General features: G+C 39.9%; 25 protein-coding genes and 1 other RNA gene. 17 read left to right on the top strand and 9 right to left on the bottom strand.

The window, feature by feature from the left end:
- Positions 1-62 precede the first annotated feature (62 nt).
- Together pepP and EMK97_RS16600 are read right to left on the bottom strand one after the other, a co-directional pair.
- Positions 63-1,403, bottom strand: a complete 1,341-nt coding sequence (pepP, locus tag EMK97_RS16605) for a Xaa-Pro aminopeptidase (protein ID WP_130603904.1) — start codon at positions 1,401-1,403, stop codon at positions 63-65.
- 51 nt (positions 1,404-1,454) lie between these two features.
- On the bottom strand, positions 1,455-2,054 hold the full coding sequence (locus EMK97_RS16600; RefSeq protein ID WP_130603903.1) for a UPF0149 family protein: 600 nt from the start codon (positions 2,052-2,054) through the stop codon (positions 1,455-1,457).
- A gap of 253 nt (positions 2,055-2,307) precedes the next feature.
- Between EMK97_RS16600 and EMK97_RS16595 the strand changes: the two genes are divergently transcribed.
- The 3 genes from EMK97_RS16595 (at position 2,308) to EMK97_RS16585 (ending at position 3,725) form a co-directional block, all read left to right on the top strand.
- On the top strand, positions 2,308-2,616 hold the full coding sequence (locus EMK97_RS16595) for a cell division protein ZapA (RefSeq protein ID WP_130603902.1): 309 nt from the start codon (positions 2,308-2,310) through the stop codon (positions 2,614-2,616).
- A gap of 77 nt (positions 2,617-2,693) precedes the next feature.
- A non-coding RNA gene (ssrS, locus tag EMK97_RS16590) (6S RNA) lies at positions 2,694-2,875 on the top strand.
- Positions 2,876-3,353: 478 nt separating this feature from the next.
- The gene (locus EMK97_RS16585; RefSeq protein WP_130603901.1) at positions 3,354-3,725 is read left to right on the top strand and encodes a thiol-disulfide oxidoreductase DCC family protein; all 372 of its coding nucleotides are present in this window, start codon (positions 3,354-3,356) and stop codon (positions 3,723-3,725) included.
- Between the two features lie 15 nt (positions 3,726-3,740).
- On the opposite strand, the gene EMK97_RS16580 is transcribed toward EMK97_RS16585, so the two are convergent.
- On the bottom strand, positions 3,741-5,015 hold the full coding sequence (locus tag EMK97_RS16580) for an MDR family MFS transporter (RefSeq protein WP_130603900.1): 1,275 nt from the start codon (positions 5,013-5,015) through the stop codon (positions 3,741-3,743).
- A 223-nt stretch (positions 5,016-5,238) separates the two neighbouring features.
- Here EMK97_RS16580 and murI point away from each other — a divergent pair, with 223 nt between their 5' ends.
- Together murI and metK are read left to right on the top strand one after the other, a co-directional pair.
- Entirely contained in the window at positions 5,239-6,072 is an 834-nt protein-coding gene (gene murI / locus EMK97_RS16575; RefSeq protein ID WP_342774648.1) for a glutamate racemase, read from the top strand.
- A 201-nt stretch (positions 6,073-6,273) separates the two neighbouring features.
- Positions 6,274-7,461, top strand: a complete 1,188-nt coding sequence (gene metK, locus EMK97_RS16570) for a methionine adenosyltransferase (RefSeq protein WP_130603898.1) — start codon at positions 6,274-6,276, stop codon at positions 7,459-7,461.
- On the opposite strand, the gene EMK97_RS19075 is transcribed toward metK, so the two are convergent.
- Positions 7,438-7,590 (bottom strand): hypothetical protein, encoded by a 153-nt coding sequence (locus tag EMK97_RS19075; protein WP_170176794.1) that lies wholly within the window; start codon positions 7,588-7,590, stop codon positions 7,438-7,440. The two genes, metK and EMK97_RS19075, sit on opposite strands and share 24 nt — an antisense overlap.
- Before the next feature lie 65 nt (positions 7,591-7,655).
- Here EMK97_RS19075 and rsmE point away from each other — a divergent pair, with 65 nt between their 5' ends.
- From rsmE to EMK97_RS16545, 5 genes are read left to right on the top strand one after another with little or no spacing between them, the layout of a single operon-like run.
- Entirely contained in the window at positions 7,656-8,402 is a 747-nt protein-coding gene (rsmE, locus tag EMK97_RS16565) for a 16S rRNA (uracil(1498)-N(3))-methyltransferase (protein WP_130603897.1), read from the top strand.
- 49 nt (positions 8,403-8,451) lie between these two features.
- Positions 8,452-9,417: a glutathione synthase gene (gene gshB / locus EMK97_RS16560; protein WP_130603896.1), complete on the top strand. Its 966-nt coding sequence runs from the start codon at positions 8,452-8,454 to the stop codon at positions 9,415-9,417.
- A gap of 37 nt (positions 9,418-9,454) precedes the next feature.
- A complete protein-coding gene (locus tag EMK97_RS16555) occupies positions 9,455-10,048 on the top strand; it encodes a YqgE/AlgH family protein (protein WP_130603895.1) in 594 nt (197 codons plus the stop codon).
- A 33-nt stretch (positions 10,049-10,081) separates the two neighbouring features.
- Positions 10,082-10,522 carry a Holliday junction resolvase RuvX gene (ruvX, locus tag EMK97_RS16550; protein WP_130603894.1) on the top strand — a complete coding sequence of 147 codons (441 nt, stop codon included), beginning with the start codon at positions 10,082-10,084 and terminating at the stop codon, positions 10,520-10,522.
- Between the two features lie 29 nt (positions 10,523-10,551).
- Entirely contained in the window at positions 10,552-11,499 is a 948-nt protein-coding gene (locus EMK97_RS16545; protein ID WP_130603893.1) for an AEC family transporter, read from the top strand.
- A 3-nt stretch (positions 11,500-11,502) separates the two neighbouring features.
- On the opposite strand, the gene EMK97_RS16540 is transcribed toward EMK97_RS16545, so the two are convergent.
- Together EMK97_RS16540 and EMK97_RS16535 are read right to left on the bottom strand one after the other, a co-directional pair.
- Positions 11,503-12,270: a L,D-transpeptidase family protein gene (locus tag EMK97_RS16540; RefSeq protein WP_130603892.1), complete on the bottom strand. Its 768-nt coding sequence runs from the start codon at positions 12,268-12,270 to the stop codon at positions 11,503-11,505.
- A complete protein-coding gene (locus EMK97_RS16535; protein ID WP_130603891.1) occupies positions 12,263-13,726 on the bottom strand; it encodes an SH3 domain-containing protein in 1,464 nt (487 codons plus the stop codon). The genes EMK97_RS16540 and EMK97_RS16535 overlap by 8 nt, the downstream gene beginning before the upstream one ends.
- A 120-nt stretch (positions 13,727-13,846) precedes the next feature.
- Between EMK97_RS16535 and lysA the strand changes: the two genes are divergently transcribed.
- Positions 13,847-15,109, top strand: a complete 1,263-nt coding sequence (gene lysA, locus EMK97_RS16530) for a diaminopimelate decarboxylase (RefSeq protein WP_130603890.1) — start codon at positions 13,847-13,849, stop codon at positions 15,107-15,109.
- A 65-nt stretch (positions 15,110-15,174) separates the two neighbouring features.
- On the opposite strand, the gene EMK97_RS16525 is transcribed toward lysA, so the two are convergent.
- Genes EMK97_RS16525 through EMK97_RS16515 form a run of 3 tightly spaced genes read right to left on the bottom strand, consistent with a single transcriptional unit; the run spans position 15,175 to position 16,424 of the window.
- Complete coding sequence (locus EMK97_RS16525; RefSeq protein WP_130603889.1) at positions 15,175-15,834, bottom strand: DsbA family oxidoreductase; 660 nt, start codon at positions 15,832-15,834, stop codon at positions 15,175-15,177.
- A 21-nt stretch (positions 15,835-15,855) separates the two neighbouring features.
- Positions 15,856-16,203, bottom strand: coding sequence for a rhodanese-like domain-containing protein (locus EMK97_RS16520; RefSeq protein ID WP_130603888.1), 348 nt, complete (start codon positions 16,201-16,203; stop codon positions 15,856-15,858).
- Between the two features lie 14 nt (positions 16,204-16,217).
- Entirely contained in the window at positions 16,218-16,424 is a 207-nt protein-coding gene (locus tag EMK97_RS16515; protein WP_130603887.1) for a YgaP family membrane protein, read from the bottom strand.
- Between the two features lie 125 nt (positions 16,425-16,549).
- Here EMK97_RS16515 and EMK97_RS16510 point away from each other — a divergent pair, with 125 nt between their 5' ends.
- The 6 genes from EMK97_RS16510 (at position 16,550) to EMK97_RS16485 (ending at position 25,006) form a co-directional block, all read left to right on the top strand.
- Positions 16,550-16,855, top strand: a complete 306-nt coding sequence (locus EMK97_RS16510) for an ArsR/SmtB family transcription factor (protein WP_130603886.1) — start codon at positions 16,550-16,552, stop codon at positions 16,853-16,855.
- Between the two features lies 1 nt (position 16,856).
- Complete coding sequence (locus tag EMK97_RS16505) at positions 16,857-20,264, top strand: efflux RND transporter permease subunit (protein WP_130603885.1); 3,408 nt, start codon at positions 16,857-16,859, stop codon at positions 20,262-20,264.
- A 2-nt stretch (positions 20,265-20,266) separates the two neighbouring features.
- Complete coding sequence (locus EMK97_RS16500; RefSeq protein ID WP_130603884.1) at positions 20,267-21,388, top strand: efflux RND transporter periplasmic adaptor subunit; 1,122 nt, start codon at positions 20,267-20,269, stop codon at positions 21,386-21,388.
- 158 nt (positions 21,389-21,546) lie between these two features.
- Positions 21,547-22,332 carry a DUF481 domain-containing protein gene (locus EMK97_RS16495; RefSeq protein ID WP_130603883.1) on the top strand — a complete coding sequence of 262 codons (786 nt, stop codon included), beginning with the start codon at positions 21,547-21,549 and terminating at the stop codon, positions 22,330-22,332.
- A 139-nt stretch (positions 22,333-22,471) separates the two neighbouring features.
- Positions 22,472-23,443 carry an ABC transporter substrate binding protein gene (locus EMK97_RS16490; protein ID WP_130603882.1) on the top strand — a complete coding sequence of 324 codons (972 nt, stop codon included), beginning with the start codon at positions 22,472-22,474 and terminating at the stop codon, positions 23,441-23,443.
- A 9-nt stretch (positions 23,444-23,452) separates the two neighbouring features.
- On the top strand, positions 23,453-25,006 hold the full coding sequence (locus EMK97_RS16485) for a sensor histidine kinase (protein WP_130603881.1): 1,554 nt from the start codon (positions 23,453-23,455) through the stop codon (positions 25,004-25,006).
- The last annotated feature ends 3 nt before the right edge of the window (positions 25,007-25,009 follow it).

Genomic DNA, 25,009 nt, shown 5'->3' with positions numbered 1-25,009 from the left:
TATAAGTCTTTCTATGTGCTTGTTTTAATTTATGTTAGTTATTTTACTTATTGCTTTACCGCTTATTTTGCCATTAGGGCTTCGATTTCAGCAATGGTATCTGGTGCATCTTGGGTTAGGTTTTCGAAACCTTGTGTGGTAACGACAATATTATCTTCAATACGAACCCCCATACCACGCCATTTTTCATCAACACAGGTATCATTAAGCGGAATATAAATACCTGGTTCAATCGTCATCACCATACCTGGTTCAAAAGGTCTATGCTGTTCACGCTCGCTATTGGCATGATAACTACCAACATCATGCACATCTAAACCAAGCCAGTGACCTAAGCCATGAATAAAGTACTTTTTCACCACTTTTTCACTGATTAATTCAGATAAGTCACCTGAAAGAATACCTAAATCCAGTAAGCCCTTAGTTAAAAACTCATTAGTCAGTTCATTTAATTTAGCAAAAGACATACCCGGTTTAATGGCATTAACGGCTAAGTTTTTCGCGTCTAACACCAATTGGTAAAGGGCTTTTTGCTCTTCGCTAAACTTACCATTAACAGGGAAAGTTCGGGTGATATCAGCAGCATAACCACCTAGCTCGCCACCAGCATCAATCAATAACAATTCATTATCGTTTAACACGTCACCGTTATCGGTGTAATGCAAAATATTAGCATTATCGCCACCAGCGACAATTGTGCCGTATGCAGCATAACGAGCGCCACTGCGGGCAAATTCATGTAAAATCTCGGCTTCTATTTGGTATTCAAATTTACCCACAGCCGTTTTTTGCATCGCTCTTTGATGCGCTTTACCTGAAATAATATTCGCTTGACGAATAATAGCGATTTCATTGTCACTCTTAATTAAGCGCAATTCATCAATGATCTCAGCACTATCTTTTAATATGCTTGGTGCTTTGCCACCGGTACGAAATGTTGCTTTTACTTGCGCAATCCAACTAAATACTTGGCTGGCAAAATCATGATGAGCAAAAGCAAAAAATAATTGCGCTTTGCCATTAATATAATCAGGTAAAAAGGCATCAACTTCACTTAACTCATAAGCACTATCAAAACCATATACTTGCTTGGCCTTTTCTTGACCAATACGGCGACCATGCCAAATTTCATGCAACTCATCTTTTTCTAAAGAAAACAGCACAGTGCTTTCCTTGCCCTGCTCATCTTTTATCATCACCAACAAGGCTTCAGGCTCATTAAAGCCGGTTAGATAAAAAAAGTTTTTCTCTTGGCAAAAGCCAAATTCAGTATCATTACTGCGGGTAACTTCACTGCCTGCTTTAAATAGTGCGATTGAGTTATTTGGCATTTGCTCAAAAAAATTAGCGCGATGTTGTTTAAAGTCGCTGATAGGTAATTTGGCTAAAAGTTGTTGTAACATGAGTAAACCTAAAGTAATAGCTGTAATAAAAGTATTTAAATAACGAACAAATTAATGAATGGTATTATTGCCCGACTGTTCATTTGCTTGGTCTTTACGCTCAGGCGGCGTAGCTAATTCGCTAAAACAAAGTAACGCTGAAATTCTAACGTATTCGCTAATTTCGAAATAAGCTTGTTCGGTGTCTTCATCTTCTTCCATTTCATCAGATAAATTGGCAATTTCACCAAAGTCTGTCAGCACTTCTTTTACCTCAGCTGATACTACTGGGGTATCTTTTTGCTGTAAGCCAAAGCCTAAATTAAAGCCTTGTACCCAAACACCCAATGCGTGGCCTCGTTCAATAATTGAGTCATCATCATCAGGTAATAGTAATGAAAAGCTATAAGCATCATCGAGAATATTCGCCCAAAGTTGATGAAACAACTGCTGAATAGCTAATTTTACCGGGCTAGGAAAGCTTTCTCCTTGGTTGAATAAATCATTTAGCATAGCTAGGTAAGATTTATCTTCAAAAGCAAAGCCGGCACACACTAAACCTGTTAACACACCGTGTAATTCACTGGCATGCGCTTCAACGCTTTCACTGGTTAAAATGGCTTGTAAAGCGGCAAAATCTAGCTTAGCTTCATCTAAAGTATGGTCTGTCATAAGAAAGCATCTATAATTAATAACATTAGGGCTTGCTATGGTATCACTGCTGCTTTAATTACCCAAGTAAGGATGCTAGTGCATTTGATCTGATCAGCAACTAAAAATAATTTTGTTCTTTATTTGAGCAAGTAGATTAAAAAATGCAAGAATCTCGACCATTGGCTTGCATCGCTAGACAAGCCTAGTTATAGTGCAGGATTGTAAACGGAATTACACTATATTATTAATTACTCTTGGAAATTTTCATTTAATGAAACAGCGAACTGTTGAAATCAATGTGCTTGATCGCAAATTAAAAGTGGCTTGTCCAACAGGACAAGAAAGCGCTTTGCTGTCTGCCGCTGAAGAATTAAATAAGCGCATTGAAAAGAGTAGTCAAAGCAAAGTTATTGCCACGCCAGAACAAACCTTAGTTATTACCGCTTTAAATCTTGCCAATGACTTATTGCTTGCTCAGCAACAATTAAAAGTAGAGCAGCAAGAAAAGCAGGAAAAAATTGAGTTACTACAATCAACTATCGAGCAAGCATTGACCCCAGCGGATAATAAACGCGCATAACGTTTAATTACTGGGCATTCAGCTCTTACCTGTTAAAAAAAACTTATTCCTGTAGCCATTTTTCGCTATACTGACATTGTCTTCTGGGATGTTTGTATGCGAACTATGTCCCTGAGCCGATAAGTTTTACCTAAGGGAATTGATTATTAGCTATTGTGCAAGCCCGGCATGTATCGGGAAGCCTACGGTTGGCATGATATTTCCGCCCTGAACACACGGTGTTCAGGACTATTGTGAGCTGCGGCATTCTGGAAGCACACTTCCTTTTTACTTTTCTTGTACGAACCTCTTTACCATCTTCTTTATATTTAATATTTCCGCGCTCCCCTCAAAAAATCACACGCTGTTCAGGACTATTGTGAGCTGCGGCATTCTGGAAGCGTCCCCCCCTATTATTATAATTCTCAGCACTTTACCAATAATATTTCCGCGCCCCCTCAAGAAAGCACACGGTGTGCTGAGACATTGTCAGCTGCGGCATTCTGGAAGCGTCCCCCCCTATTATTATAATTCTCAGCACTTTACCAATAATATTTCCGCGCCCCAACAAGGAAAGCACACGGTGTACTGAGACATTGTCAGCTGCGACATTCTGGAAACTCACTTCCCCTAGAAGTGTTACACCAACGAATTCTTTTTGCTGTAAATTCCACTCTCCCCAAAATAAGTCATAGGCTATTACTAATACCGCTTAGCAATACTATACTTTTATTGTCTAAGTTAATAAGCCCACAACCATGAAAACAAAGCCAGAAAAGCTCACCGTATTCTATGATGGCGCTTGCCCAAAGTGTGTTAAAGATCGACGATTTTATCAACGTCTTGCGGGGAAAGGCGGCGAACTCGTTGATTGGCTAGATATTAACGGCAAAGATAATTTACTAGTTAGCCTAGGTATTGCACCTGAAAAAGCACTAACAGAACTTCATATTCAACTGGCTAACGGTGAAATACAATCAGAGCTTGATGCGTACATAACCTTAATGAAACGTGTTTGGTTATTAAAGCCTATTGCTTGGATTATCGCCCTGCCCTTTATTCGTCCGTATTTAGCCAAACTGTATCATCAACGGGTGCTTAAAAGGCTTAAAGCCGCTGGTCGACTTTAAGCCTATACCTTTTACTTAACTAGACTGTGACTTAAGCTCATTTACTTTAAAATCTGGTCTGGGTAACTTAGTTAAAATCGCATACAAATAAATAACAACAAGCGCCAATACTGCACAGGCAATAAACAACCAAGTACCACCAAAGTGATCTAAAATAATACCGCCGCCAAGTGGCGCAAAGGCAAAGCCAAACTCATAAAAAGACGAGGCACCAAAATAAGCACCACGTAAATGCTCTGGCGCTAACCTGTCGATATGGACATTCATAGTAGGAAACAATATCGCCTCTGCCAAACTCATAACAATAATTGCGCCTATCCAGCCCCAAAATAATGTTAAAGGATTAAAAGCAAGCCATAGCTGCGATATCGCTAACAACACCAAACCAATTTGTATTCGCGTGATCAGTGACTGCTGTGCCATCAAGCGCAACAGCATAAACTGTGTGGTGATAATGACCATGGCATTGGTAAAAATCATCGAAGAAACCAGCGTCAGTAATTCAGGAACATTTTCACGGGTTAAGTATTGAATCAATGAACTGTCCATTTGCCCATAAATAAACATACATAAAATATTGGCGAAAATAAGACACTGAAATAACTTATCCTGTTTAAGTACCGTGAATATTTTACTTCGGCTTAACGGCTTGCTCTCACTTGAGGCTGAACTATTTTGCCCACTTTCTTTTGCTTGTTCAGTCTCTTGATGTTGATTAAAGCCCCAATATAAAACCACCAATAAAATGGCAAATGCCCCCGCGGTAATATAAAAGCTTGATTGCTCCCCCGTTAAGCCTAACCACACACCTAGCATAGGGCCGACAGCACAACCAACATTGACAATAAAGTATAAAGATTGCATCGCCAATTCACGGGTTTTAATGTCAGCAATCATATCGCAAATTAATGCCGATACTAATGGCCGCCATAAGGCCGTAGCGATGGAACATAAGGTAATAACTACCACATAACCAGCAACGGTATTTACCTCAGCAAGCAGCGAAAATGAAATAACATATAAAATACCACTGGCGTACATCATTTTATGACGGCCAATGCGATCAGATAAGGCACTGCCAACAAAACTAACTAATACAGAAACAGTAGCAGCAGACGATAAAATCAAGCCCACTTGGGTCGCAGATAAGGCAAAGCTGTCATATAAAATAACCGCTAAAAAAGGCCAAACCATATAAAAACTACCCCGGGTAATGAACGAGCCAAAAAGCAAAATCCACATCAATTGCGGAAATTGTTTAAAGCGTTTGATTGATACATCACTAGACACAAGTTTTTCCTTACAGCCTTTATCTCATTAATGACAAAGCTATCACCACCAAACAATTAAGTAAATAAAAAACTTTATTTAAGTTATTTTTATTTACTTAGTTTTGTTTACTTAATTTTTCTACTTAACTTTTCTATTTAATTTTTCTACTTAATTAAGTTGTCTTGTATTTAAGAACTCCCTAAAATTGCTGCTAGGCATATACAGATAAAGTTGTTTCCTTATTAATACCAGCACCACGACCAACACCGCAAAATACATAGATAACTCAGCTGCTATTGGCATTTTTGACTCTGGCGTTGGTGGTCTTTCCATTGCAAAATGTATTGCTGAGCAGCTGCCAAATGAACAGCTTATCTATATCGCCGACACACTCCATGCCCCTTATGGCGAAAAATCAATCGCCTATATTACCGAGCGCGTCAATATCATAGCTAACCAGTTAATTGCTCAAGGTGTTAAAGCCTTAGTCATTGCCTGTAATACCGCCACCGTCAATGCTATTGACCAGCTCAGGGCGCGAGTCAATATCCCAGTTATTGGTGTAGAGCCAGCGATTAAACCTGCCGTTCAACAGAGTATAAACAAGAAAGTTGCAGTATTAGTTACCCAGGCAACCAGCGAAAATGAACGCTTTAATGCTTTGGTAAATCGGTATAAAAATGGCGCAGACGTATTTATTCAACCCTGCCCTGGCTTAGTAGAAATTGTCGAAAGTAGTCAGATTTCAACTAAGCACTGTAATGAACTACTTAATCAGTATATCGAACCACTATTAGCACAAGGGGTTGATAATATTGTTTTAGGCTGCACGCACTACCCATTTTTACAGCAAAAAATTCAAGCAATAGTTGCCAATAGACATGTCACTATCGTCGAAACAGCAAGCCCGGTAACTAGGCAGTTGCACAAGCGGTTAACCGAATTGAATATTGCCAATCAATGCCAAAAAGCAAAACAAGTGATTTTTTACAGCTCAAAACCTTGCAGCAAGCAACAAGCATTATTTAGTCAGTTGTGGCAGCAATCTATTCAATTAGAAATGTTCGATCACTAAGCCTCAACTTGACTCAAATCAAACGAATTTCATTTATCATTTGCCATTAAAGACGTTTAGCCGTCTAGGCGTAAAAAAACTAGAATATCTTTTGAGAAAAGTGTAATATCGCCGACAATTAAAAATATTTATATTTCACTTCGTTGAATAACTGAGAATTCAGCTACATTTATACGACAGTTAATACATTGTTGAGGGTTTATGTCTAGACATTACTTTACTTCAGAGTCTGTATCTGAAGGTCATCCGGATAAAATTGCCGATCAAATCTCTGATGCGGTATTAGACGCTATTATTGCTCAAGATAAGCATGCCCGCGTAGCCTGTGAAACTATGGTTAAAACAGGTGTTGCCATTATTTCAGGTGAAGTTTCAACAACTGCCTGGGTTGATCTAGAAAAGCTAACACGTAATGTTATCAGTGATATTGGTTACACATCTTCTGATGTTGGTTTTGATGGTGAAACTTGCGGCATAATGAACCTAATTGGTCAACAATCGCCAGAAATTGCTCAAGGTGTTGATCGTACTAAACCTGAAGATCAAGGTGCTGGTGACCAAGGTTTAATGTTTGGTTATGCAACCAACGAAACAGAAACACTCATGCCTGCGCCATTATACTATTCACATCGTTTAGTTGAGCGTCAAGCAGAAGCGCGTAAGTCAGGTGTATTACCTTGGTTACGTCCTGACGCTAAATCGCAAGTGACTTTTATCTATGAAGATGGCAAGCCAGTTGCTATTGATGCCGTTGTACTTTCAACTCAGCATAATCCAGATATCAAACAAGAAGACCTTGTTGATGCGGTAATGGAAAATATTATTAAGCACACGCTACCTGCTGAGTTATTAACTGAAAACACGAAATACTTTATTAACCCAACAGGTCGTTTTGTTATTGGTGGTCCAGTAGGCGATTGTGGTTTAACAGGTCGTAAAATTATCGTAGATACCTACGGCGGCATGGCTCGTCACGGTGGTGGTGCTTTCTCTGGTAAAGATCCATCAAAGGTAGATAGAAGTGCTGCCTACGCTGGTCGTTATGTTGCTAAAAATATTGTTGCTGCCGGTCTTGCTGATCGTTGTGAAATTCAAGTGTCATATGCTATTGGTGTTGCCGAACCGACGTCAATTTCAATTGAAACTTTTGGTACAGGTAAAATCTCTGAAGAAAAATTAGTTGAGCTAGTGCGTGAACACTTTGATTTACGCCCGTACGGCATCACTAAAATGTTAGATTTATTACACCCAATGTACCAACAAACAGCAGCTTATGGTCACTTTGGTCGTGAACCATTTGAAATGACCGTAGGTGATGATACCTTCACTGCATTTAGCTGGGAAAAAACAGATAAAGCTGACGATTTACGCAAAGCTGCGGGTATCTAACAACCCGACAATAAGTTTGTCTCGTCCTAGAATACGTTGACAGTTTTTTAAGTTGAAGCCAATCGCGCAAGCGGTTGGCTTTTTTATTTTCTGCGCCCAAGACAAGATAAAATAAATCATTACTGCCATTGTTTTTTCTTGTTGCCGCCCTTATCTTTTAGCTACTAGTCAACGTAAGCACAGTAGTATTTAACATGTCTAACCCAAGAATTTACCAACAATCTCACTTTAGCGTTAACGACACAGTGAAATTATCTGATGATGCCTTTGGTCATGTAGTGAGAGTCTTGCGCTTAGGCAATGATGATAGCATTACGCTATTTAATGGTACTGAGCTTAAGCAATATCAAGCGCAGCTTGTTGATGTAACAAAAAAACACGCTAGCGCTAAAATTATTAGCGAGCAAGTATTAGCGAATGAGTCGCCACTTGAAATTCATTTAGGACAAGGTATATCTCGCGGCGATCGTATGGATTTTACCTTGCAAAAATCAGTGGAGCTTGGGGTAACTAAAATAACGCCGCTATTTACCGAACGCTGTGGAGTAAAACTCAGCGGCGATCGCTTAGCGAAAAAACATCAGCAATGGCAAAAAATAGTCATCAGTGCCTGTGAACAAAGTGGTAGAGCTTTAGTCCCTGAAGTCATGATGCCAATGCATTTAAATGATTGGTTACATGAACAAACTCAAGCGGTGAAAATTAATTTACACCCAAGAGCAAACCACTCAATTATGACGCTACCCAGTGCTGATATTGAGCAGCATCATAAGGTACGATTATTAATAGGCCCTGAAGGTGGCTTAACTGATGAAGAAATAAATGAAGCAAGCACAGCAAACTTTCAAGAAGTACTGTTAGGTCCAAGAGTGCTCAGAACTGAAACCGCTGCGCTAACAGCAATTACCGCATTACAATGTCGCTTTGGTGATTTAAAGTAATAGCAACACATTAAAATTTGACAAAAAATACAACATTTAAGGATACAAGATGACAACTTCTCCAGCGATCAAACTCGGCGTAGTGATGGATCCAATTTCCCAAGTGAAAGTGGCCAAAGACTCTTCTATGGCCATGATGTTGGAAGCACAACAACGCGGATACGAGATTTTTTACATGGAAATGAAAGATCTTTATTTAGATCAAGGAGAATGTCGTGCCAACGTACAAAAGGTCAAAGTATTTGATGATGCTGATCACTGGTATGAATTATCTGATAGCCAAGATATCCCCTTAAGTGAACTCGACGTTGTACTGATGCGTAAAGATCCGCCTTTTGATACCGAATTTGTTTACGCAACTTACATGTTAGAGCGCGCTGAACAAGCAGGTACACTCATAGTTAACAAGCCACAGAGTTTACGTGATTGTAATGAAAAACTGTTTACCGCTTGGTTTAGTGAATTAACACCGCGTACTTTAGTAACTCGCAGCAGTGAAAAAATTCGTCAATTTCATCAAGAGTTAAAAGATGTCATCATCAAACCGCTTGATGGTATGGGTGGTGCATCCATTTTTAGAATTAAAGCCAATGATGCCAATGTCGGTGTTATTATCGAAACGCTCACTAACCATGGTCAGCAATACGCTATGGTACAAGAATATATGCCAGAAATTGTTGATGGTGATAAACGTATTCTTATTGTAAATGGTGAGCCTATGCCTTATTGCTTGGCGCGCATTCCAGCGCAAGGGGAAACCCGAGGTAATTTAGCCGCCGGCGGTAGTGGCGTTGCCAGACCATTAAGCGCCAGTGACAAGCTAGTTGCGCAAGCAATTGCACCCGAGCTGAAAAAACGTGGCCTATACTTTGTAGGGTTAGATGTTATTGGCGATAAAGTCACTGAGATAAATGTTACCAGCCCAACTTGTATTCGAGAAATTGAAGCGGCCTACCCTATTAACATTAGTGGTAAGTTAATGGATGCGATAGAAGATAAACTTCGCGAAAAGTAAACGGCTAATTTTGAGACAATTTTTTAAAGAGATGTAGATGGAAAGTTTAGAAAACCAATTTTTAATTGCCATGCCCTCCTTAGATGACTCTTATTTTAATAAGACAGTCACCTATATTTGTGAACACAATGAAGAAGGTGCCATGGGGCTAATCATTAACTTACCTGTCAATATCAATTTGTCCGAGTTACTTAAACAGATTGAAGCGACAGAAGAAGACTTTACTTCCTCTGCATCACTTGATGAAGAAAATGATTTAACCCTTGGCCTGCAACAACGTGTTTTATCTGGTGGGCCAATTTCTCAACAACGCGGTTTTGTTCTGCACAGCAAGCAAAAAGGTTGGAGCAGCTCGTTAGCACTAAGCGATAAGCTAATGATCACCACCTCAAAAGATATTTTGCTCGCTTTGGGCACAAAAGAGCAGCCAGAAAACTATATTGTGACCTTAGGTTACGCTGGTTGGGGGCCTGGACAGCTTGAAGAAGAAATCAAAGCCAACTCTTGGCTAACCACGCCAGCTGATATTGATATTTTATTTAACACGCCGGTTGAAGAGCGCTGGAAAAAAGCAACCGAAAAGCTTGGCATAGATTTAGCCCATTTATCTAGTGACGTTGGTCACGCCTAGCTCATTCATTTAAGACAATTAAAAGGCAATTCTGTGGCAAAAAATAAAGCGGTTGGTCAACGTACAGTACTTGGTTTAGATTTTGGTAAAAAATATATCGGTGTCGCTGTCGGGCAAGAAATTACTGGCAGCGCCAACCCGCTTGGTTCAGTAAAGGCAAATGATGGCATTCCCCATTGGGATGCCTTGGCTAAATATATTAACGAGTGGCAGCCTGATATTGTCGTTGTTGGCCTACCACTTAATATGGATGGTAGTGAACAACAACTGACCTTAGATGCGAAAAAATTTGGCAATAGAGTATCAGGTCGCTTTGCCTTGCAGGTTATTTTCCAAGATGAACGACTAACCACAGCTGATGCTAAAGAGCAGCTGTTTTCTCGTGGCGGCTATAAAAATCTTAAAAAAGATAATATTGATGCCGAGTCCGCCCGCTTGATCATTGAAAGCTTTTTTGAACAACAATATAGCTAACCACTAATTTCTCACATTCACTATTTTTCATGAATATATTAGCGATTATTGGCCCATTAGTGCTATTGGCACTTATGGGCTTTATCTGCACAAAAAGCCGCTGGCTAGATAAAAGCCAACTTGATGCCTTAAGTAAATTCACCTTTAGCATCAGCATCCCAGCATTTTTGTTTTATCAAATGGCTAATGCCAACTTTAGCGAGCAAGTAAATTTTTCGCTCTTTGCCGCCTTTTATGTTCCGGTATTGTTCTGCTTTTGCCTGGCATTAGCCTTAAACGCCTTAGTTAAAAAGCGTAATAAAATATCAGAACATAATAGTGAAGATTATCAATCTAATGCAGTATTTGCTTTAGGCGCTAGCTATTCAAATACGGTAATCGTTGGCCTGCCAGTATTATTGGCAGCCTTTGGGCAACAAGTACTAGGTATTGTTTTTCTGGTGATTAGCTTTCATAGCGCTATGTTATTTGCACTCACTGCTGCTATCGCCAGCAAAGAACAGTGCAAACTAAGCCAATTTGATCTCATTAAGTTTTTAAAGCAAACCTTTAATAATCCACTGATCATCAGCATTTTTTCGGGCCTAATTGTCAATTTATTCGCTATCGACTTACCAGAAATACTCGATACTAGCCTTGAGTTATTAGGAAAACCTGCGATTACTTTAGCGCTATTTATTTTAGGTGCATCACTAAGCTTTTATCGCGTTAGCAACAAAATAAATACTATTGCCCTAGCAACAATCGTTAAACTACTGATATTACCCGCCTTGGTTTACTTCAGTGCACTTTATGTTTTTAACTTAAACACCTTAGTAACCACCACGTTAGTGATATTAAGTGCAAGTCCTACGGGCGTTAATGCTTATTTAATTGCCTTACAGCAAAAATCGCAACAAGAGTTAGTGGCAGGTACTGTCGTTGTTTCTACCTTGCTAAGTACCCTTACCATACCGCTATGGTTACTCGCCTTATAAATATCAGTCTGTTAAAGCTAATTCCGGCAATTGCCATAGCGCCTTTTTATCTAGATATTCATTCTTAGGCAGTGCTATATAAAGTGGCTGCTTTTCTTTATCTAGCCAATTGAGCATTTTATCGATTTCCTGTTCCGGCATTGCCGTACAACCTGCGGTTGGCTTATCACTTGCCCGCCAAAGGTGAGCAAAGATACAGCTACCAGAGCCAGAGATATTGTTCGGGTTATGATTAATAACAAAGCCCTTTTTGTACACTTGATCGCCATTTAAATGAAGGTCTCGACGCATAGGCTCAGATGAGCCTTGAATAGCACTATCACCAACGACTTGGCTGGAGACAATTTGGTTATAATAGTTTGAACCTTTTACATCGATACAGTAATCATAACGGCTCATCACTTGATACGCTAAGCCAGTCTTCAGTTGGTTAAGGTAACCAAAAGCGCTACCTAAGGTAAAAATACCCGCAGGCGCTTTACCATCACCTTCTTGTTTATGATAACCCGATTGCTTAGGGTGTAAGCCAATGCCCCAAGCAAGGCCGGTTCTGCCAATGGTCACAGGGGCTTTATCTGCAACTAGTTGCCAGTGTGCTCTATCAAAACTGCGCTCAAAGCGGTATTGTTCGCCAGTGTTTGCCTGCCAATTGTCGGTGAGCACTAAAATTAATTGTTGGTGCTTAGCATCAATTGTGAACTTACTCTCAGCGCTGACACATGTTGACAGCAGCATAAGACAAACTATGAGGTATTTCTGAACACTATTCATTTATTTGGCCTGTAATTGTTTTGATAACCGTTATATTTTCAACATAATCTATCATTGGCAGTAATGGCGTAACCGATACCCCATTTAAGGTGCCGAAATAATTTTCGCCCTGCACTGTTTGATATTTCATATCTTTTACGTCGTGAATAACATAAGGCTGCCCCTTATCTTGCCCTAAATACATCATGACATGACCAGGAATATAAATTAAATCGCCAACCTTTAAATTGTTAAGTGCTGCTAATTTTTCTGCCTTAGTGGCATTGTCATCAAAGCGTATATTATTACCATAGTCACTCTTGGCTTGTTGACCCGAATTTCTTGGCATCAAGATGCCGAAACTTTTAAAAACTTCACCAATAAAGCCAGTACAATCTCTACCGTTAAAATCATGCCCCCAGCCATAACGCTCACCTAAAAACTGAAATGCTTGTTGAATGATATTAGCTGGCGTCATCGCCATAGTGCCGACAGTAATATCCTGAGCCTTACTTATTGCCAGCAAACGCACTACTAACTTGCCCTGTTCATCTTTACTCGGATACTTTACAACATAACTGGTAAACGGGTTTTGCCCATATAAAGCATTTTTATATTCATGCCTTTCAGCCAATGGCAATGTAACGCCCATATCTAACTGAATATTTGATAGCTGTTTAGCCGCTGGATAATAACTAGGTATTTCATTTGTAAAAACTTTACTGCCTGTTACCGTAATAAAGCGCTTGGCCTTTACAAATTCCGCCACTTGCTCTCTAGAGCCAATGGCAATATCTGCTGCTGGCAGCCAAGCTAAATAGTTAAACGCTTGCACTAAATACCAGCGCTTATCTTTACTTTGATGTAACACGGCTACCGCTTGACCTGGGAATATGCCACTTTCTTGAAATAAATCTAAGTCTTGATCAATTTGGCCAAGCTCACTTAACCTAAAAACCCGCTGGTTAGTGGGAAAAGTACGTAACCTTGAGCGCTTAACTACTAAGGCAAATTGCACCCTATTACTGCTTGCAACCGCAACAATGTTGGCGTTTTCTCGCCATATTGAAAAATCTTTATCATTAACTGGCTTACCATTAGCAAAATAGCGAGGACTAGTTGGCACAGAACTAATTTTATTGATTTTTGTGAGCAATGCTTGTTTAGGTAGAACATCAGCTAAAGCAAGCGGATCATGAATATAAGCATTATTAACCACTAAGCTTTGGTTAAAGTTTGCAATCTCTTGCTCGTTCATTAACAGCTTTTCTGGCTGGGCTAATTTATCCAACCAAGTTTTAGCTAATAAATGTTTTGCTTTAGTATCAATAACATCAGTTACTAAGCTCGATGAGGAATCTTGTTGATTAACACTAACAGCATAAGCTGGTTTTATAATGCTAACTAATGCACTTAAAACTAAACATAGTGCGATTAAACGATAGGATTTGCGGATAAAAAAAGACGGATTGCTCATAGTATTACTCGTAATGACAGGATATATCTCATAGCCCTTGGATATAATTACCTGTTAGCATAAATTACTCAAGCAGTTTACCATGTAGTTATAGCGCGAATGACTTTTGAAGATAACCTTATGACACCTGAAAAATTTTTTCCTTACCAAAATGATCACATGTTTGCCGAGCAAGTTGCCATTAGCGAGTTAGCTCAGCAAGTGGCTACGCCATTTTACTGTTACTCACAAAGTGCCATTGAAGCAAGTTATTTGGATTACCAAACTGCCTTTGCTCAGCAAGATGCGTTAATTTGTTATGCGGTAAAAGCAAACGGTAACCAAGCGGTATTAACGACATTAGCCAAATTAGGCTCAGGAGCTGATGTGGTTTCAGTCGGTGAAATAAAACGCGCATTAAGCGCAGGCATACCCGCTGAGAAAATTGTCTACTCTGGCGTTGCTAAAGCTGAGCATGAAATGGAATTTGCCTTAAAGCAAGGTATTTTCCAGTTTAATGTTGAGTCTGAGCCAGAGCTAGAGCTACTTAGCCAAGTTGCTAGCCGACTAAATAAAGAAGCGGCAATCGCCTTTCGCATCAACCCTGATGTTTGCGCGCAAACCCATGCCAAAATATCAACAGGTAAAGCTGAAAATAAGTTTGGCGTACCACTAAGTAAAGCCCATATTGCCTATAATCGCGCCGCAGAATTACCTGGTATAAAAATTCAAGGAGTTGATGTCCATATTGGCTCACAGCTCACGCAACTAGCACCATTTAGCGAGGCCTTTACTCGCATAGCAAGCTTAGTAGAACAATTACGCCAAGCAGGTCATAACATCAATGTCGTTGATATTGGCGGCGGCTTAGGCATTGATTACCAAGGAGAAGATTTACCAAGCAAGCAAGCTTATGCCGATATTGTTGAGCAAACCCTTGGTCACCTAGATTGTAAAATTGTGATAGAGCCGGGGCGCTCATTGCTAGGCAATGCTGGTATTCTGGTCTCTAGCGTCGTTTATGTTAAAACCGGTGAAGAAAGACAATTTCTTATGCTAGATGCTGGCATGAACGACTTATTAAGACCAAGTCTATACGATGCCTATCACGATATTCAGGCGGTTAATCGCGTAGATAAACCATTAAAGCCGTATGACGTTGTTGGCCCTGTGTGTGAAACAGGCGATACCTTTGCCAAAACCAGACAAGTGCATCAATCAAAGTCGGGCGATTTAATCGCTATCATGTCGTGCGGAGCTTATGGCGCAGTCATGGCGTCAAACTATAACGCCCGCTTAAGCATTGCTGAAGTGATGGTCAAAGATGATAACTTTGCAGTGATCAAAAAGCGCCCAAGTTATGAAGAAATGATTAACCAAGACATAGTGCCAAGCTGGTTGTAACAAGCTGGTTGTAACAAGCTAACTAACGCCAGCTAAAAACTCTTTTTAGCTGGCAGTGCCAGTTGCTAACACCAACTTGCTTCTTCAGTTGGGCTTTTTAAATGCTCTTCAATATTTGCCTGCAAAACCCTGTAACCAACATTGCCATAAAGTACCTGCCTACCATTATCAATAATATAAGAAGGACTGCCTTTTAACGCCAAGGTTTTCGCACTTTGATAATCTTTCATTAACGCCGCCATGGCAGAGCCATCATCTAAAGCCACTTGGATTTTGCTTGTTGCAAAGCCTGCCTGCTCGGCCAGTTGAAATAAGAGGCTCAGCTGACTTATATCAAGGCAATCGTTAAAAAATGCTTGTCGACAAGCCAGAGCCAATTCACTACTTGCCTGCTCGCCAAGCGCAATAGCTGTAGCCTTTAAAAATAAGTGGCAACTTGCAGAGCTCGCTGGCTTTACCTTTTGCCATACTTGCGAGTGGATAGGTGTATCAAGATAGGCCGCGCCAGAGTCAATAACATGTTGAGCAAAACCTTGATAACCACCTTTATCGCGCCATTGATTAGGGATCTTTTCCATAGCATTACCAAAGACATCAATATAATGGTAGCGAAACTGAATGTTCTCACCGAGCTTGCTATGTAATTCATCATTTCTACGTTGTGCTATCCATGCCCAAACGCACAAAACATCACTGTAATAATCAATAATTAATGGCTTATTCACGTTAATCTCCAATCAGCTATATTAAGCACTGGCGCTGCAAATATCATCTAATGAACAGGTAATAACACTCACGTTTTTATAACCAACACGTTGTAATTGCTCTGCTGCTAAACATGCTCTCGCGCCTGTAGCGCAATGTATAAAAATTGCTAAATCTTCATCAGCATGCATTTTAAGCATTTGCATTTCCAATAAACCGCGAGGTATATTCACTGCACCACTCGCTGATTTTTGCGAAAATTCACTTGGCTCACGTACATCAACCAAAATACCATTACTTTGTTTTATAACATCCATAGCTTGCTGCGCAGGAACAATAGTTAACTGTGGTTTTAATTGCGCAATAATGTCAGGAATTGTTTTTAGCATAGAGTTTCCACCTATTATTTTTGACTAACGCTTGTTTCTTTTAAGCCTAGTTTCTTTAAAATACTCATCATCAAGCACCATTTAGTGAATGACGATTGAATTAAGTTTACCGCAATAAACACGGTAAACCAGAGCCAATTCATTGACAGAGTTACGGCAAGATAAAGTGAAATCAATATCATACAGCCAGCAATAAGTCTTAATGCTTCATTTACTGTCATTACTTCCTCCTACATTTTAGGGTAAACATTAAATTAGCAAAAGCTAATAAATATTATATTAGCCTTTACTAATTTAGAAAACAACTATAAACTAAAATAAATCAAATTGATTATGAGCAAGTACTATGAATATGGATCCAAAAGAACTGGCAAAGAATGCTGAAGATGTCGCAACCATTTTAAAAAAGCTATCAAACCCTTACCGACTAATGATTCTTTGCTGTATCAGTGAAAATGAACTCACCGTGGGTGATTTAAATAAACAAGTGGATTTATCACAATCAGCACTTTCTCAACATCTTGCTAAATTACGAGCAAGCAACATAGTGGCGACAAGAAGAGAGTCGCAAACCATTTATTACCGCATTGCTGATGACAGGGTTAAAGAGTTATTAGTGATCCTACAAGAAAAATTCTGCCCGCAGAAATAACATGACAAAGCACAGCACACTTACCGGAAAATTTGTTAGTAGCGTACTCAACAGCAAAGTACCTGCCTTTATTTTAGTGATTACTATCATTGCCGGGCTATTTTCGTTATACGCCACTCCGAGGGAAGAAGAGCCACAAATTGTGGTTCCGATGATTGATGTCAAAGTGCAAGCACCTGGCATCAACGCTAAACAAATAGCTCGACAAGTCACCACGCCTTTAGAAAAGCTCTTAGCACAAGTCAAAGGTATTGAACATGTCTACTCTGTTAGCGATAACGAGCAAGCGATAGTTACCTTAAGGTTTCATGTTGGCGAAAACCGTGAAAATGCGCTGTTAAATACCTATAACAAACTACATTCCAATTTAGATAAAGTGCCTGATATTGTCAGCCACTGGCAAGTAGAGCCTGTTGAGGTTGATGATGTTGCCATAGTGATGCTAGGGCTTTGGAGTAGTAATGCTAAGCAAGTTGACGATTATCAACTACGCCGCCTCGCTGAAGAGATTTCAACTCACTTACAGGCAATTAAAGATACCAGTGAAGTTAAAGTTATCGGCGGCCGCACACGAGAAATACAAATTCAGTTATTGCCTGAGCAAATGACAGCGCGTAATGTCACCATGACTGATGTTGTTAACGCCATACAAATATCTAATGTTAGACAAAGCCATGGCAACATCATCTTACAGCAACAAGCCATTGCCTTAGAAAGTGGCGACGTATATCGCGATATTAGCGAGCTAAAACAAACGCCAATTAGCGTAGTCAACAACAGTGTGGTGTTATTAAAAGACATTGCTGAGGTGATTGATGGCCCAAGTGAAGCCACAGATTATGCTTGGCTAGACTTTGCTAAGCCAGCGAACGAGCAAGCTAACAACCAACCTAACAAGAAAGCAAGGCAATCAGCTCAACAGCTGCCACTAAAACGCTCTGATCACCCTATGGTTGCCATTAGCGTGGCAAAACAATCAGGCAGTAATGCTGTGTCGGTTGCCAAAGAAGTTCACCAAGTCATGGCTCACTTACAGCAAACGGTTTTTCCACAGCACGCACATATTCAAGTGCTTCGAGATTACGGGGCAACCGCTAACGAAAAAGTGAATAATTTAACCACTAGCTTAGCCTTCGCTGTTTTTACCGTAATTATCTTTATTGGCGTATTTTTAGGATGGCGCTCAGCCCTAGTCGTCGGCCTTGCAGTGCCTATTTGTTATGGCATCACCTTAACCCTTGATTATGCCTTTGGTTACACCATAAACCGTGTCACCTTATTCGCGTTAATATTATCGCTTGGTTTATTGGTTGATGATCCTATCACTGGCGTTGATAACATAGAGCGCAAATTAAATTCAGGTGCGCGCTCATTACATGATGCAATTGTTAATGCCATAAGCGAAATAAGAATACCGCTGTTAATGTCAACATTAACCATAGTGCTGGCTTTTTTACCCTTAGCCTTTATCACAGGGATGATGGGACCTTATATGGCACCTATGGCATTTAACGTACCTTTAAGTGTTATTAGCTCAACCTTAGTTGCTTTTCTGGTTACACCTTGGTTAGCCAAAAAGTTTATTCGCCCAGCAGGCAATACCTACAACGCAAATCCCCCTGAGCAAGCAGATGCTGGCTTTCAAGGGTTTTATCGCAAACTATTAACACCGCTACTTGAAGATAAAAGCAAAGCCAAAAAAGCCTTATTTTTAGTCTTATTATTATTTGTCGGTGCGGCAATTCTTCCTGTCCTTAGGTTAGTGCCGTTAAAGTTATTACCTTTTGATAATAAAAATGAAGTGCAAATCATTATCGACATGCCAGAGTCAAGCAGTCTTGAACAAACTGCCGCCATGGCAAAACAAGTTAGCAAGCTAGCGCTAACCTTAGCCGAAGTTGAAAGTGTCGCCAGTTTTGTTGGCTTAGCCTCACCAATAGACTTTAACGGCATGGTGCGTCAATACTATTTACGCAATAACAGCTTTCATGCTGATCTACGCTTATTACTCAATGATAAAAGCCAGCGCGAACATCAATCACATGCCATTGTATTAAGGTTAAGAGAGTTACTCGCGCCGCTATCAAGCATTAATGAACAGGGAAAAATCAACATCAAAGTGATTGAAGTGCCACCTGGCCCACCAGTACTCAGCACTTTAGTTGCCGAGCTTTATGGTGATGAATTTACCCCATACGAGCAGTTACAATCAGCGGCAAAAATCGTCATGATGCGATTTGCCCAAGAGCCTCATGTGGTCGAGATAGACTCAAGTGTCGCCGATGATAAACAGCAACTTCGCTTTATTACCAATAAAACCAAAGCAGCCTTATCTGGTGTCGATACCCAAAGCATCAACCAAAGCTTACACATAGCAAATCAAGGTCAAGTGATTAGTTACCTTCATGATGAAAATGAAGCAGAGCCACTGGCGATTAAGTTACTGTTAGCACAAGCTCAACGTGAAGATTTATCAGATTTAAAAGGCATCGCAGTTAAAGGCCGAGAAGGCATAATACAACAAACAACGGCTCAAGGAATTGAAATGGCGCCACAGCCACTTGTTCCCTTAGGTGAGCTAGGTAATTTTGCCAGCCTTAAACAAGAAAAAGCCATCTTTCATAAAGACCTTAAACCGGTTGTTTATGTCACCGCAGATATATCAGGCAGAACGCCAGCCGAAGTGATTGCTGATATCAGTAGTGATCTAAAAAATGAGGCGATAGCGCAAGAAAACCCTAAAGACTATCAAGCGCGTAGTTTTATAAATAGTGGCGGAGGCCTTTACTGGCAACTCCCGAATAATATTAAACTTACCTTTAGTGGCGAAGGTGAATGGCGTATTACCATTCGGGTATTTAGGGATATGGGTTTAGCCTTTGCTTTTGCCTTAGCAGCTATATACCTGGTACTGAGAATACAAACCCAATCTGCAGCTTTATCTGGCATTATAATGTCAGCCATTCCGTTAACGGTTATTGGCATTATGCCAGGCTTTTATTTGCTCAATCAATTTGGCGAGCGAGAAATTGCTGGCGCGCCAGAGCCAGTATTATTCACCGCCACCGCCATGATTGGCATGATAGCCCTAGCTGGCATCGTGGTTCGAAACTCATTAATACTTATTGAATTTATTAGCCAAGCACAACAACAAGGTGCAACGGTAAAAGAGTCGCTTATTCAGGCGGGCGCGGTAAGAATGCGCCCTGTGCTATTAACCGCTGGCACCACCTTACTAGGTAATTTAGTTATCACCTTAGACCCTGTTTTTAGCGGCTTAGCCATTGCCATCATTTTTGGCATTATTTCATCTACCATTTTTACCTTATTAGTTGTCCCCATCGTTTATGCCTTAGTGTTTGATAAAACGATGCCAAGTACAGTAAACAAGTCAAATACAAAGGTTTAACCATGAATAACAGCACGCATGATAGCCAACAAGATTTTGCTAAACAAAAGCTAGCTAAGCCTAGTTTAATAAAACGCGCTTTTTTACCCATACTAGCCTTATTGGTTCTACTTATTATGGTAGCCTGGCTTGCTGGTAGCTTTAATAACAAAGTAGCACCACACAGAAGTGCAATCGAAAAAGTAAATTTGGCAGACTACTTTGAAGTAAAGGCAACTAAAGTAGAAAGCTATGAAGGCGTTGCTGCGAGTTTAGTGGCAAAGCAAGACACGATTATTTCTGCCAGAATACTTGCCCGTATTAATAAAATTCACGTGCGTGCTGGTGACAGCGTCAGTCAAGGGCAAGCGTTAATTACTCTTGAGCAGCAAGAGTTACTGGCTAAAGTAAGTGAAGCAAAGCAGCAAGTAAATGCTATTAAGGCGAAATATTTAGAAGCACAGTTAAACTATCAGCGCGCCAGTGAATTATTTGCTAAAAAGATTGTTTCGGCCTATGACCTAGATAAAAGTAAAGCAGACTTTGATAGCATGGCTGCCCAGCTGACCGGGGCAAAAGAAAATTTAACACAAAGCGAAGCTGCACTAAGTTATGCCACAATAACCTCTCCTATCGATGGCGTGGTAGTTGATCGTTTCGCACAACCGGGGAATACCGCACAACCTGGCGATAAGCTGTTAACGCTCTACAATCCGTTATCATTACGGGTTGAAGGCTATGTCAGAGAAGCGCTGGCGCTAAATTTATCACTAGGTGATAGCATTAACGTTGAGCTAGATAGCTTAAATAAACAGGTTATTGGCCAAGTTGAAGAAATTGTCCCGGCAGCTCATACTGGCTCGCGCAGCTTTCTAATAAAAGTTGCCATTACCTTTCAAGACAACCTGTTATCTGGCATGTATGCCCGTATGAAAATTCCAGCGGCAGTAGAGAGCAAACTATATGTGCCACAAAACTACATAAGCCAGCTTGGTCAATTAAGCTTTGTGTATCGTTATCACCAGCAAAGTATTCAAAGGCAATACGTGCGCTTAGGTAAAACCAACCAAGCAGGCGATGTTGCCATTATCTCAGGGGTTAACCTTGGCGATAAACTTGTTTTGCCAAGTCAGCTAGCTATTTAAGCTAAGGAATCATTATTACTTAATTTTCTTGATGTTCTAGCATTTTCACGACATTTAATTGCTTTTTTGTTAAAAAACTAAAGTGATTTAGTAAAAACTTTGTTAGAATCGCGGCAATTATTTATCCCCCCTAAATTTTCAACCATTTAAGGATGATCATGAAAGCTAAAATGACCTTAACTGCGCTTTGTTTATTACCATTTGCAGCAACAAGCGCATTTGCTGAAGAAGCAAACAAAGATTCTGAATTAACCATGTCTGCTGAACTTGGTATGTTACTAAAAACCGGTAACAGCAAAAGTGGCGATATTAAAGCGGGTTTCAACGTAAAGCACAAAAAAGATCAATGGACTAACCTACTTGAAATCAATGCTTTAGGTAAAAAGTCTGAACAAAAAAATGACGAAACCGGTGAAAAAGACTATAACACCACTGACAACAAGTGGGATTTAAAAGCACAAACTAATTACACCTTGCAAGAGCAAGGTAAAAATTATTTATACGCTAACTTATCTTACTCTCAAGATAAATTTCTTAACTTTAAAAGCCAAAGTTCGTTCTCGACTGGTTGGGGTCGTAACTGGTATAAAACTGAAACCAGTTCATTGTTTGCCGATATCGGTCCTGGTATAAAGTATGACGAAATTCGCGCAACCGAAACTGAGCCAGAAACATCTGAAACTAACTTTATTGTTCAAGCTCAAGCGCTTTATACAGCACAAATTAATGAACACGTTGAATTCAAGCAATACTTAGTGGCTCGTCAAGCCGTTGAGTCTGGTAAAAACAGTTTCTATCAATCTGAAACGTCAATTACCACAAAATTAATTGAGTCAATGCAATTAAAGTTTTCTTTCCGTGTAGATTACAACTCAGAAGTTGACGAGACTAAATTTGAAAACACAGACACCATCACTTCATTTACCTTAGTTTATAACTTCTAACTAAGGTAACCATTAAGCCCTCAGCTTGTAAGGGCTTAATATACATCAAGTTTCAAGGTCAAAATCTTATGTTAGGTTTTGACCTTACTTACAACAAGTGTATACTGAGCATCGTGTTAGTAATACTTAGGCCGATGGATTGAACACTGCGCTCATCAAGCAATTTTGCTCATTTTTACTTTTAGTTATTTTGCTACTATCAAGCGCAATGGCGGTCGCAGCAGATGACGATGAAATTGCTATTTTCTATCCTAATGCCAAAGAGCCTTATCGCAGCATTTACCAAGAAATCATCTCTGGCAGTCACAGTGCTGCAAAAGGCATTCAAAACCAAGTACGCTTTAGCAACTTCATATTAGAAAAAAACTTTAATGGTGAAGAAATTGTTGCCCAATTAAAGCAAAAGCAAATCAATAAAGTTATTGTCTTAGGTCGCTCAGGCTGGCAATTAGCCAAATACTTATCAAAGCGCTTAACTGCTGATGGTAAAAAAGAATTTCATGTTGTCTCAGGCGCATTACCAATTAGCCCTAATGGTATTTCTGGCATTAGCCTAATTACCGATCCTGCTTATTTATTTAACTATTTACAGCAAGTTGCCCCGCATGTGGAAAAGGTACATGTGGCTTATAGCCAAAAAAGTGCTTGGCTAATTGAATTAGCTAAGCAAGCGGCTAAAGCGCAAGGCTTAAGCTTAGATCTAAAAAAGGTCGACAGTACCAAAGATGCCATTAACTTCTATCAACAATTGTTTGACTCTGGCGTTTCCAAAAAAGATGCCCTTTGGTTACCGCTAGACAGAGTCTCAGCCAACGATAAAATTACCCTACCACTGATCTTAGAAAAGGCATGGAAAAAAGAAGTCGTGGTATTTTCAAGCAAGCCGTCTCATGCCAAACGTGGCGCGCTGTTTTCAACCTACCCAGATAACTTTGCCCTAGGTAAACACTTATTTACCATGGTGCAAGAATTAGACAAACAACCCGAGCAAAAGGACTTTGCCGCTTTAAAATCAACCTTACTTGCGGTCAATCTAAGAACTGCTGCTCACTTAGGGCTTAAATATAGCGCTAAGCAACAGCAAGAGTTCAAATTGACCTTTCCTAAATAGGTCGAATTAATGCGCAATTTGTCTTCTTTGCTCACGCCACCAACATTAAAACGCCAACTATTGAGTTTGTTTTTACTACTAGTGATCATACTCGCGTTGACAACATCGGTATTAACCGCCTGGCAAAGTAGCAAAACCTTAAGCAAAGCAACCATAAATAACGGTTTACAAATAACCCATAATTTTGCCGAGCAGAGTATTTTAGCGCTACTTACTGGCAGTGTTGAAAATGGTCAAGAAGCCATCACTAGAGCCTTAGGTTTTAAAGCGATTCTCGCCGTATCGGTTTTTGACAAACAGGGCGATGTCTTACTGTCTTCAGAGAAAATTCCTTTTGATAAAATTAAGCCGGATATAAGTCAGTTAAGTGAATACAGTCAATTGGTTTACGAAACCGAGCTCTATTGGGTATTTAGCTCAGCGGTAATCTATCAAGAAGAAAATTATGATGAAGATATGCTCGATCCAACCGATGAGCCAGTGGAGAAACAACTACTAGGTTATGTGTTTGTTGAATATAGTAAACAAGAGCTTCATCAGCTACAGCGAACAATATTTATCAGTAACATTGTCACCGGCGCCATAGTTGCTATCGTCCTTGCCATAGTGATGAGTATTGTGATTAATCGTCTGATCAAACCTTTATTAGCCTTATCACAGACCATGGAAACCGCACGTGATACTGGCAAGTACCCCAAGGCGAGTATTGCCGGTGCTCAAGAAGTAAAACAAATAGCACAAACCTATAATCAAATGATGGCGATTTTAGAGCAACAAAATACCGAGCTTGCTAAAAGTCGAGATAACCTAGAATCCGAAGTCGAAATAAGAACGCAAGAACTGGTTGTTGCCCGCGATGGTGCTTTAACGGCAAGTCGCCACAAGTCAGAATTTTTAGCCAACATTAGCCATGAATTACGCACGCCACTGCAAGCAATAATTGGCTATACTGATTTAGTAAAAGAAGATTTAGAACTTGAATGTATGGATGCCCAAGCCGAGGATTTAGGTAAAAGTATTCGCAGTGCCCACAACCTGTTAGCGCTAATAAATAACATTCTCGATCTATCAAAAATTGAAGCAGGTCGCATGGACTTAAATGTCAAGGCCGTCAACATCAAGCGCTTAATCAATGAAACGGTTGAAACCATTATGCCAATGGCAAGAACCAATAATAATGAGCTTGTTGTCAATTGCTATGAACTGCCAGAAACCTTATTGCAGGATAGACAAAAGCTGATGCAAATCTTTTTAAATCTTTTAAGCAATGCCTGCAAATTTACTAAAAATGGTGTCATCACCTTCGATATTGACAGTAATGACCACTATTTAACATTTTTCGTTGCCGATACAGGTGTTGGCATTGCCCAAGATAAATTGGACTTTATCTTTGAACAATTTACTCAAGTTGACGGTAGCCAAACAAGGCAGTTTGAGGGTACAGGTTTAGGCATGGCAATCACACGAAGTTTTTGCCAATTAATGGGTGGTAGTTTAACGGTAAGCAGCGAGCTTGGACAAGGCTCAACATTTACGGTAAAACTACCCTTAGTGAAAGAATAACAA

The organism is Litorilituus sediminis (genome assembly GCF_004295665.1).
In the GTDB taxonomy this organism is placed as follows: domain Bacteria; phylum Pseudomonadota; class Gammaproteobacteria; order Enterobacterales; family Alteromonadaceae; genus Colwellia; species Colwellia sediminis.
This window is presented reverse-complemented; position numbering and strand designations above follow the sequence as displayed.

What these genes read in the sequence shown, in the direction of transcription:
- pepP (WP_130603904.1), bottom strand. Translation starts at nt 1,403, where the DNA reads ATGTTACAACAACTTTTAGCCAAATTACCTATCAGCGACTTTAAACAA.
- EMK97_RS16600 (WP_130603903.1), bottom strand. Translation starts at nt 2,054, where the DNA reads ATGACAGACCATACTTTAGATGAAGCTAAGCTAGATTTTGCCGCTTTA.
- EMK97_RS16595 (WP_130603902.1), top strand. Translation starts at nt 2,308, where the DNA reads ATGAAACAGCGAACTGTTGAAATCAATGTGCTTGATCGCAAATTAAAA.
- EMK97_RS16585 (WP_130603901.1), top strand. Translation starts at nt 3,354, where the DNA reads ATGAAAACAAAGCCAGAAAAGCTCACCGTATTCTATGATGGCGCTTGC.
- metK (WP_130603898.1), top strand. Translation starts at nt 6,274, where the DNA reads ATGTCTAGACATTACTTTACTTCAGAGTCTGTATCTGAAGGTCATCCG.
- EMK97_RS19075 (WP_170176794.1), bottom strand. Translation starts at nt 7,590, where the DNA reads ATGGCAGTAATGATTTATTTTATCTTGTCTTGGGCGCAGAAAATAAAA.
- rsmE (WP_130603897.1), top strand. Translation starts at nt 7,656, where the DNA reads ATGTCTAACCCAAGAATTTACCAACAATCTCACTTTAGCGTTAACGAC.
- gshB (WP_130603896.1), top strand. Translation starts at nt 8,452, where the DNA reads ATGACAACTTCTCCAGCGATCAAACTCGGCGTAGTGATGGATCCAATT.
- EMK97_RS16555 (WP_130603895.1), top strand. Translation starts at nt 9,455, where the DNA reads ATGGAAAGTTTAGAAAACCAATTTTTAATTGCCATGCCCTCCTTAGAT.
- EMK97_RS16545 (WP_130603893.1), top strand. Translation starts at nt 10,552, where the DNA reads ATGAATATATTAGCGATTATTGGCCCATTAGTGCTATTGGCACTTATG.
- EMK97_RS16540 (WP_130603892.1), bottom strand. Translation starts at nt 12,270, where the DNA reads ATGAATAGTGTTCAGAAATACCTCATAGTTTGTCTTATGCTGCTGTCA.
- EMK97_RS16535 (WP_130603891.1), bottom strand. Translation starts at nt 13,726, where the DNA reads ATGAGCAATCCGTCTTTTTTTATCCGCAAATCCTATCGTTTAATCGCA.
- lysA (WP_130603890.1), top strand. Translation starts at nt 13,847, where the DNA reads ATGACACCTGAAAAATTTTTTCCTTACCAAAATGATCACATGTTTGCC.
- EMK97_RS16520 (WP_130603888.1), bottom strand. Translation starts at nt 16,203, where the DNA reads ATGCTAAAAACAATTCCTGACATTATTGCGCAATTAAAACCACAGTTA.
- EMK97_RS16515 (WP_130603887.1), bottom strand. Translation starts at nt 16,424, where the DNA reads ATGACAGTAAATGAAGCATTAAGACTTATTGCTGGCTGTATGATATTG.
- EMK97_RS16510 (WP_130603886.1), top strand. Translation starts at nt 16,550, where the DNA reads ATGAATATGGATCCAAAAGAACTGGCAAAGAATGCTGAAGATGTCGCA.
- EMK97_RS16505 (WP_130603885.1), top strand. Translation starts at nt 16,857, where the DNA reads ATGACAAAGCACAGCACACTTACCGGAAAATTTGTTAGTAGCGTACTC.
- EMK97_RS16500 (WP_130603884.1), top strand. Translation starts at nt 20,267, where the DNA reads ATGAATAACAGCACGCATGATAGCCAACAAGATTTTGCTAAACAAAAG.
- EMK97_RS16495 (WP_130603883.1), top strand. Translation starts at nt 21,547, where the DNA reads ATGAAAGCTAAAATGACCTTAACTGCGCTTTGTTTATTACCATTTGCA.
- EMK97_RS16485 (WP_130603881.1), top strand. Translation starts at nt 23,453, where the DNA reads ATGCGCAATTTGTCTTCTTTGCTCACGCCACCAACATTAAAACGCCAA.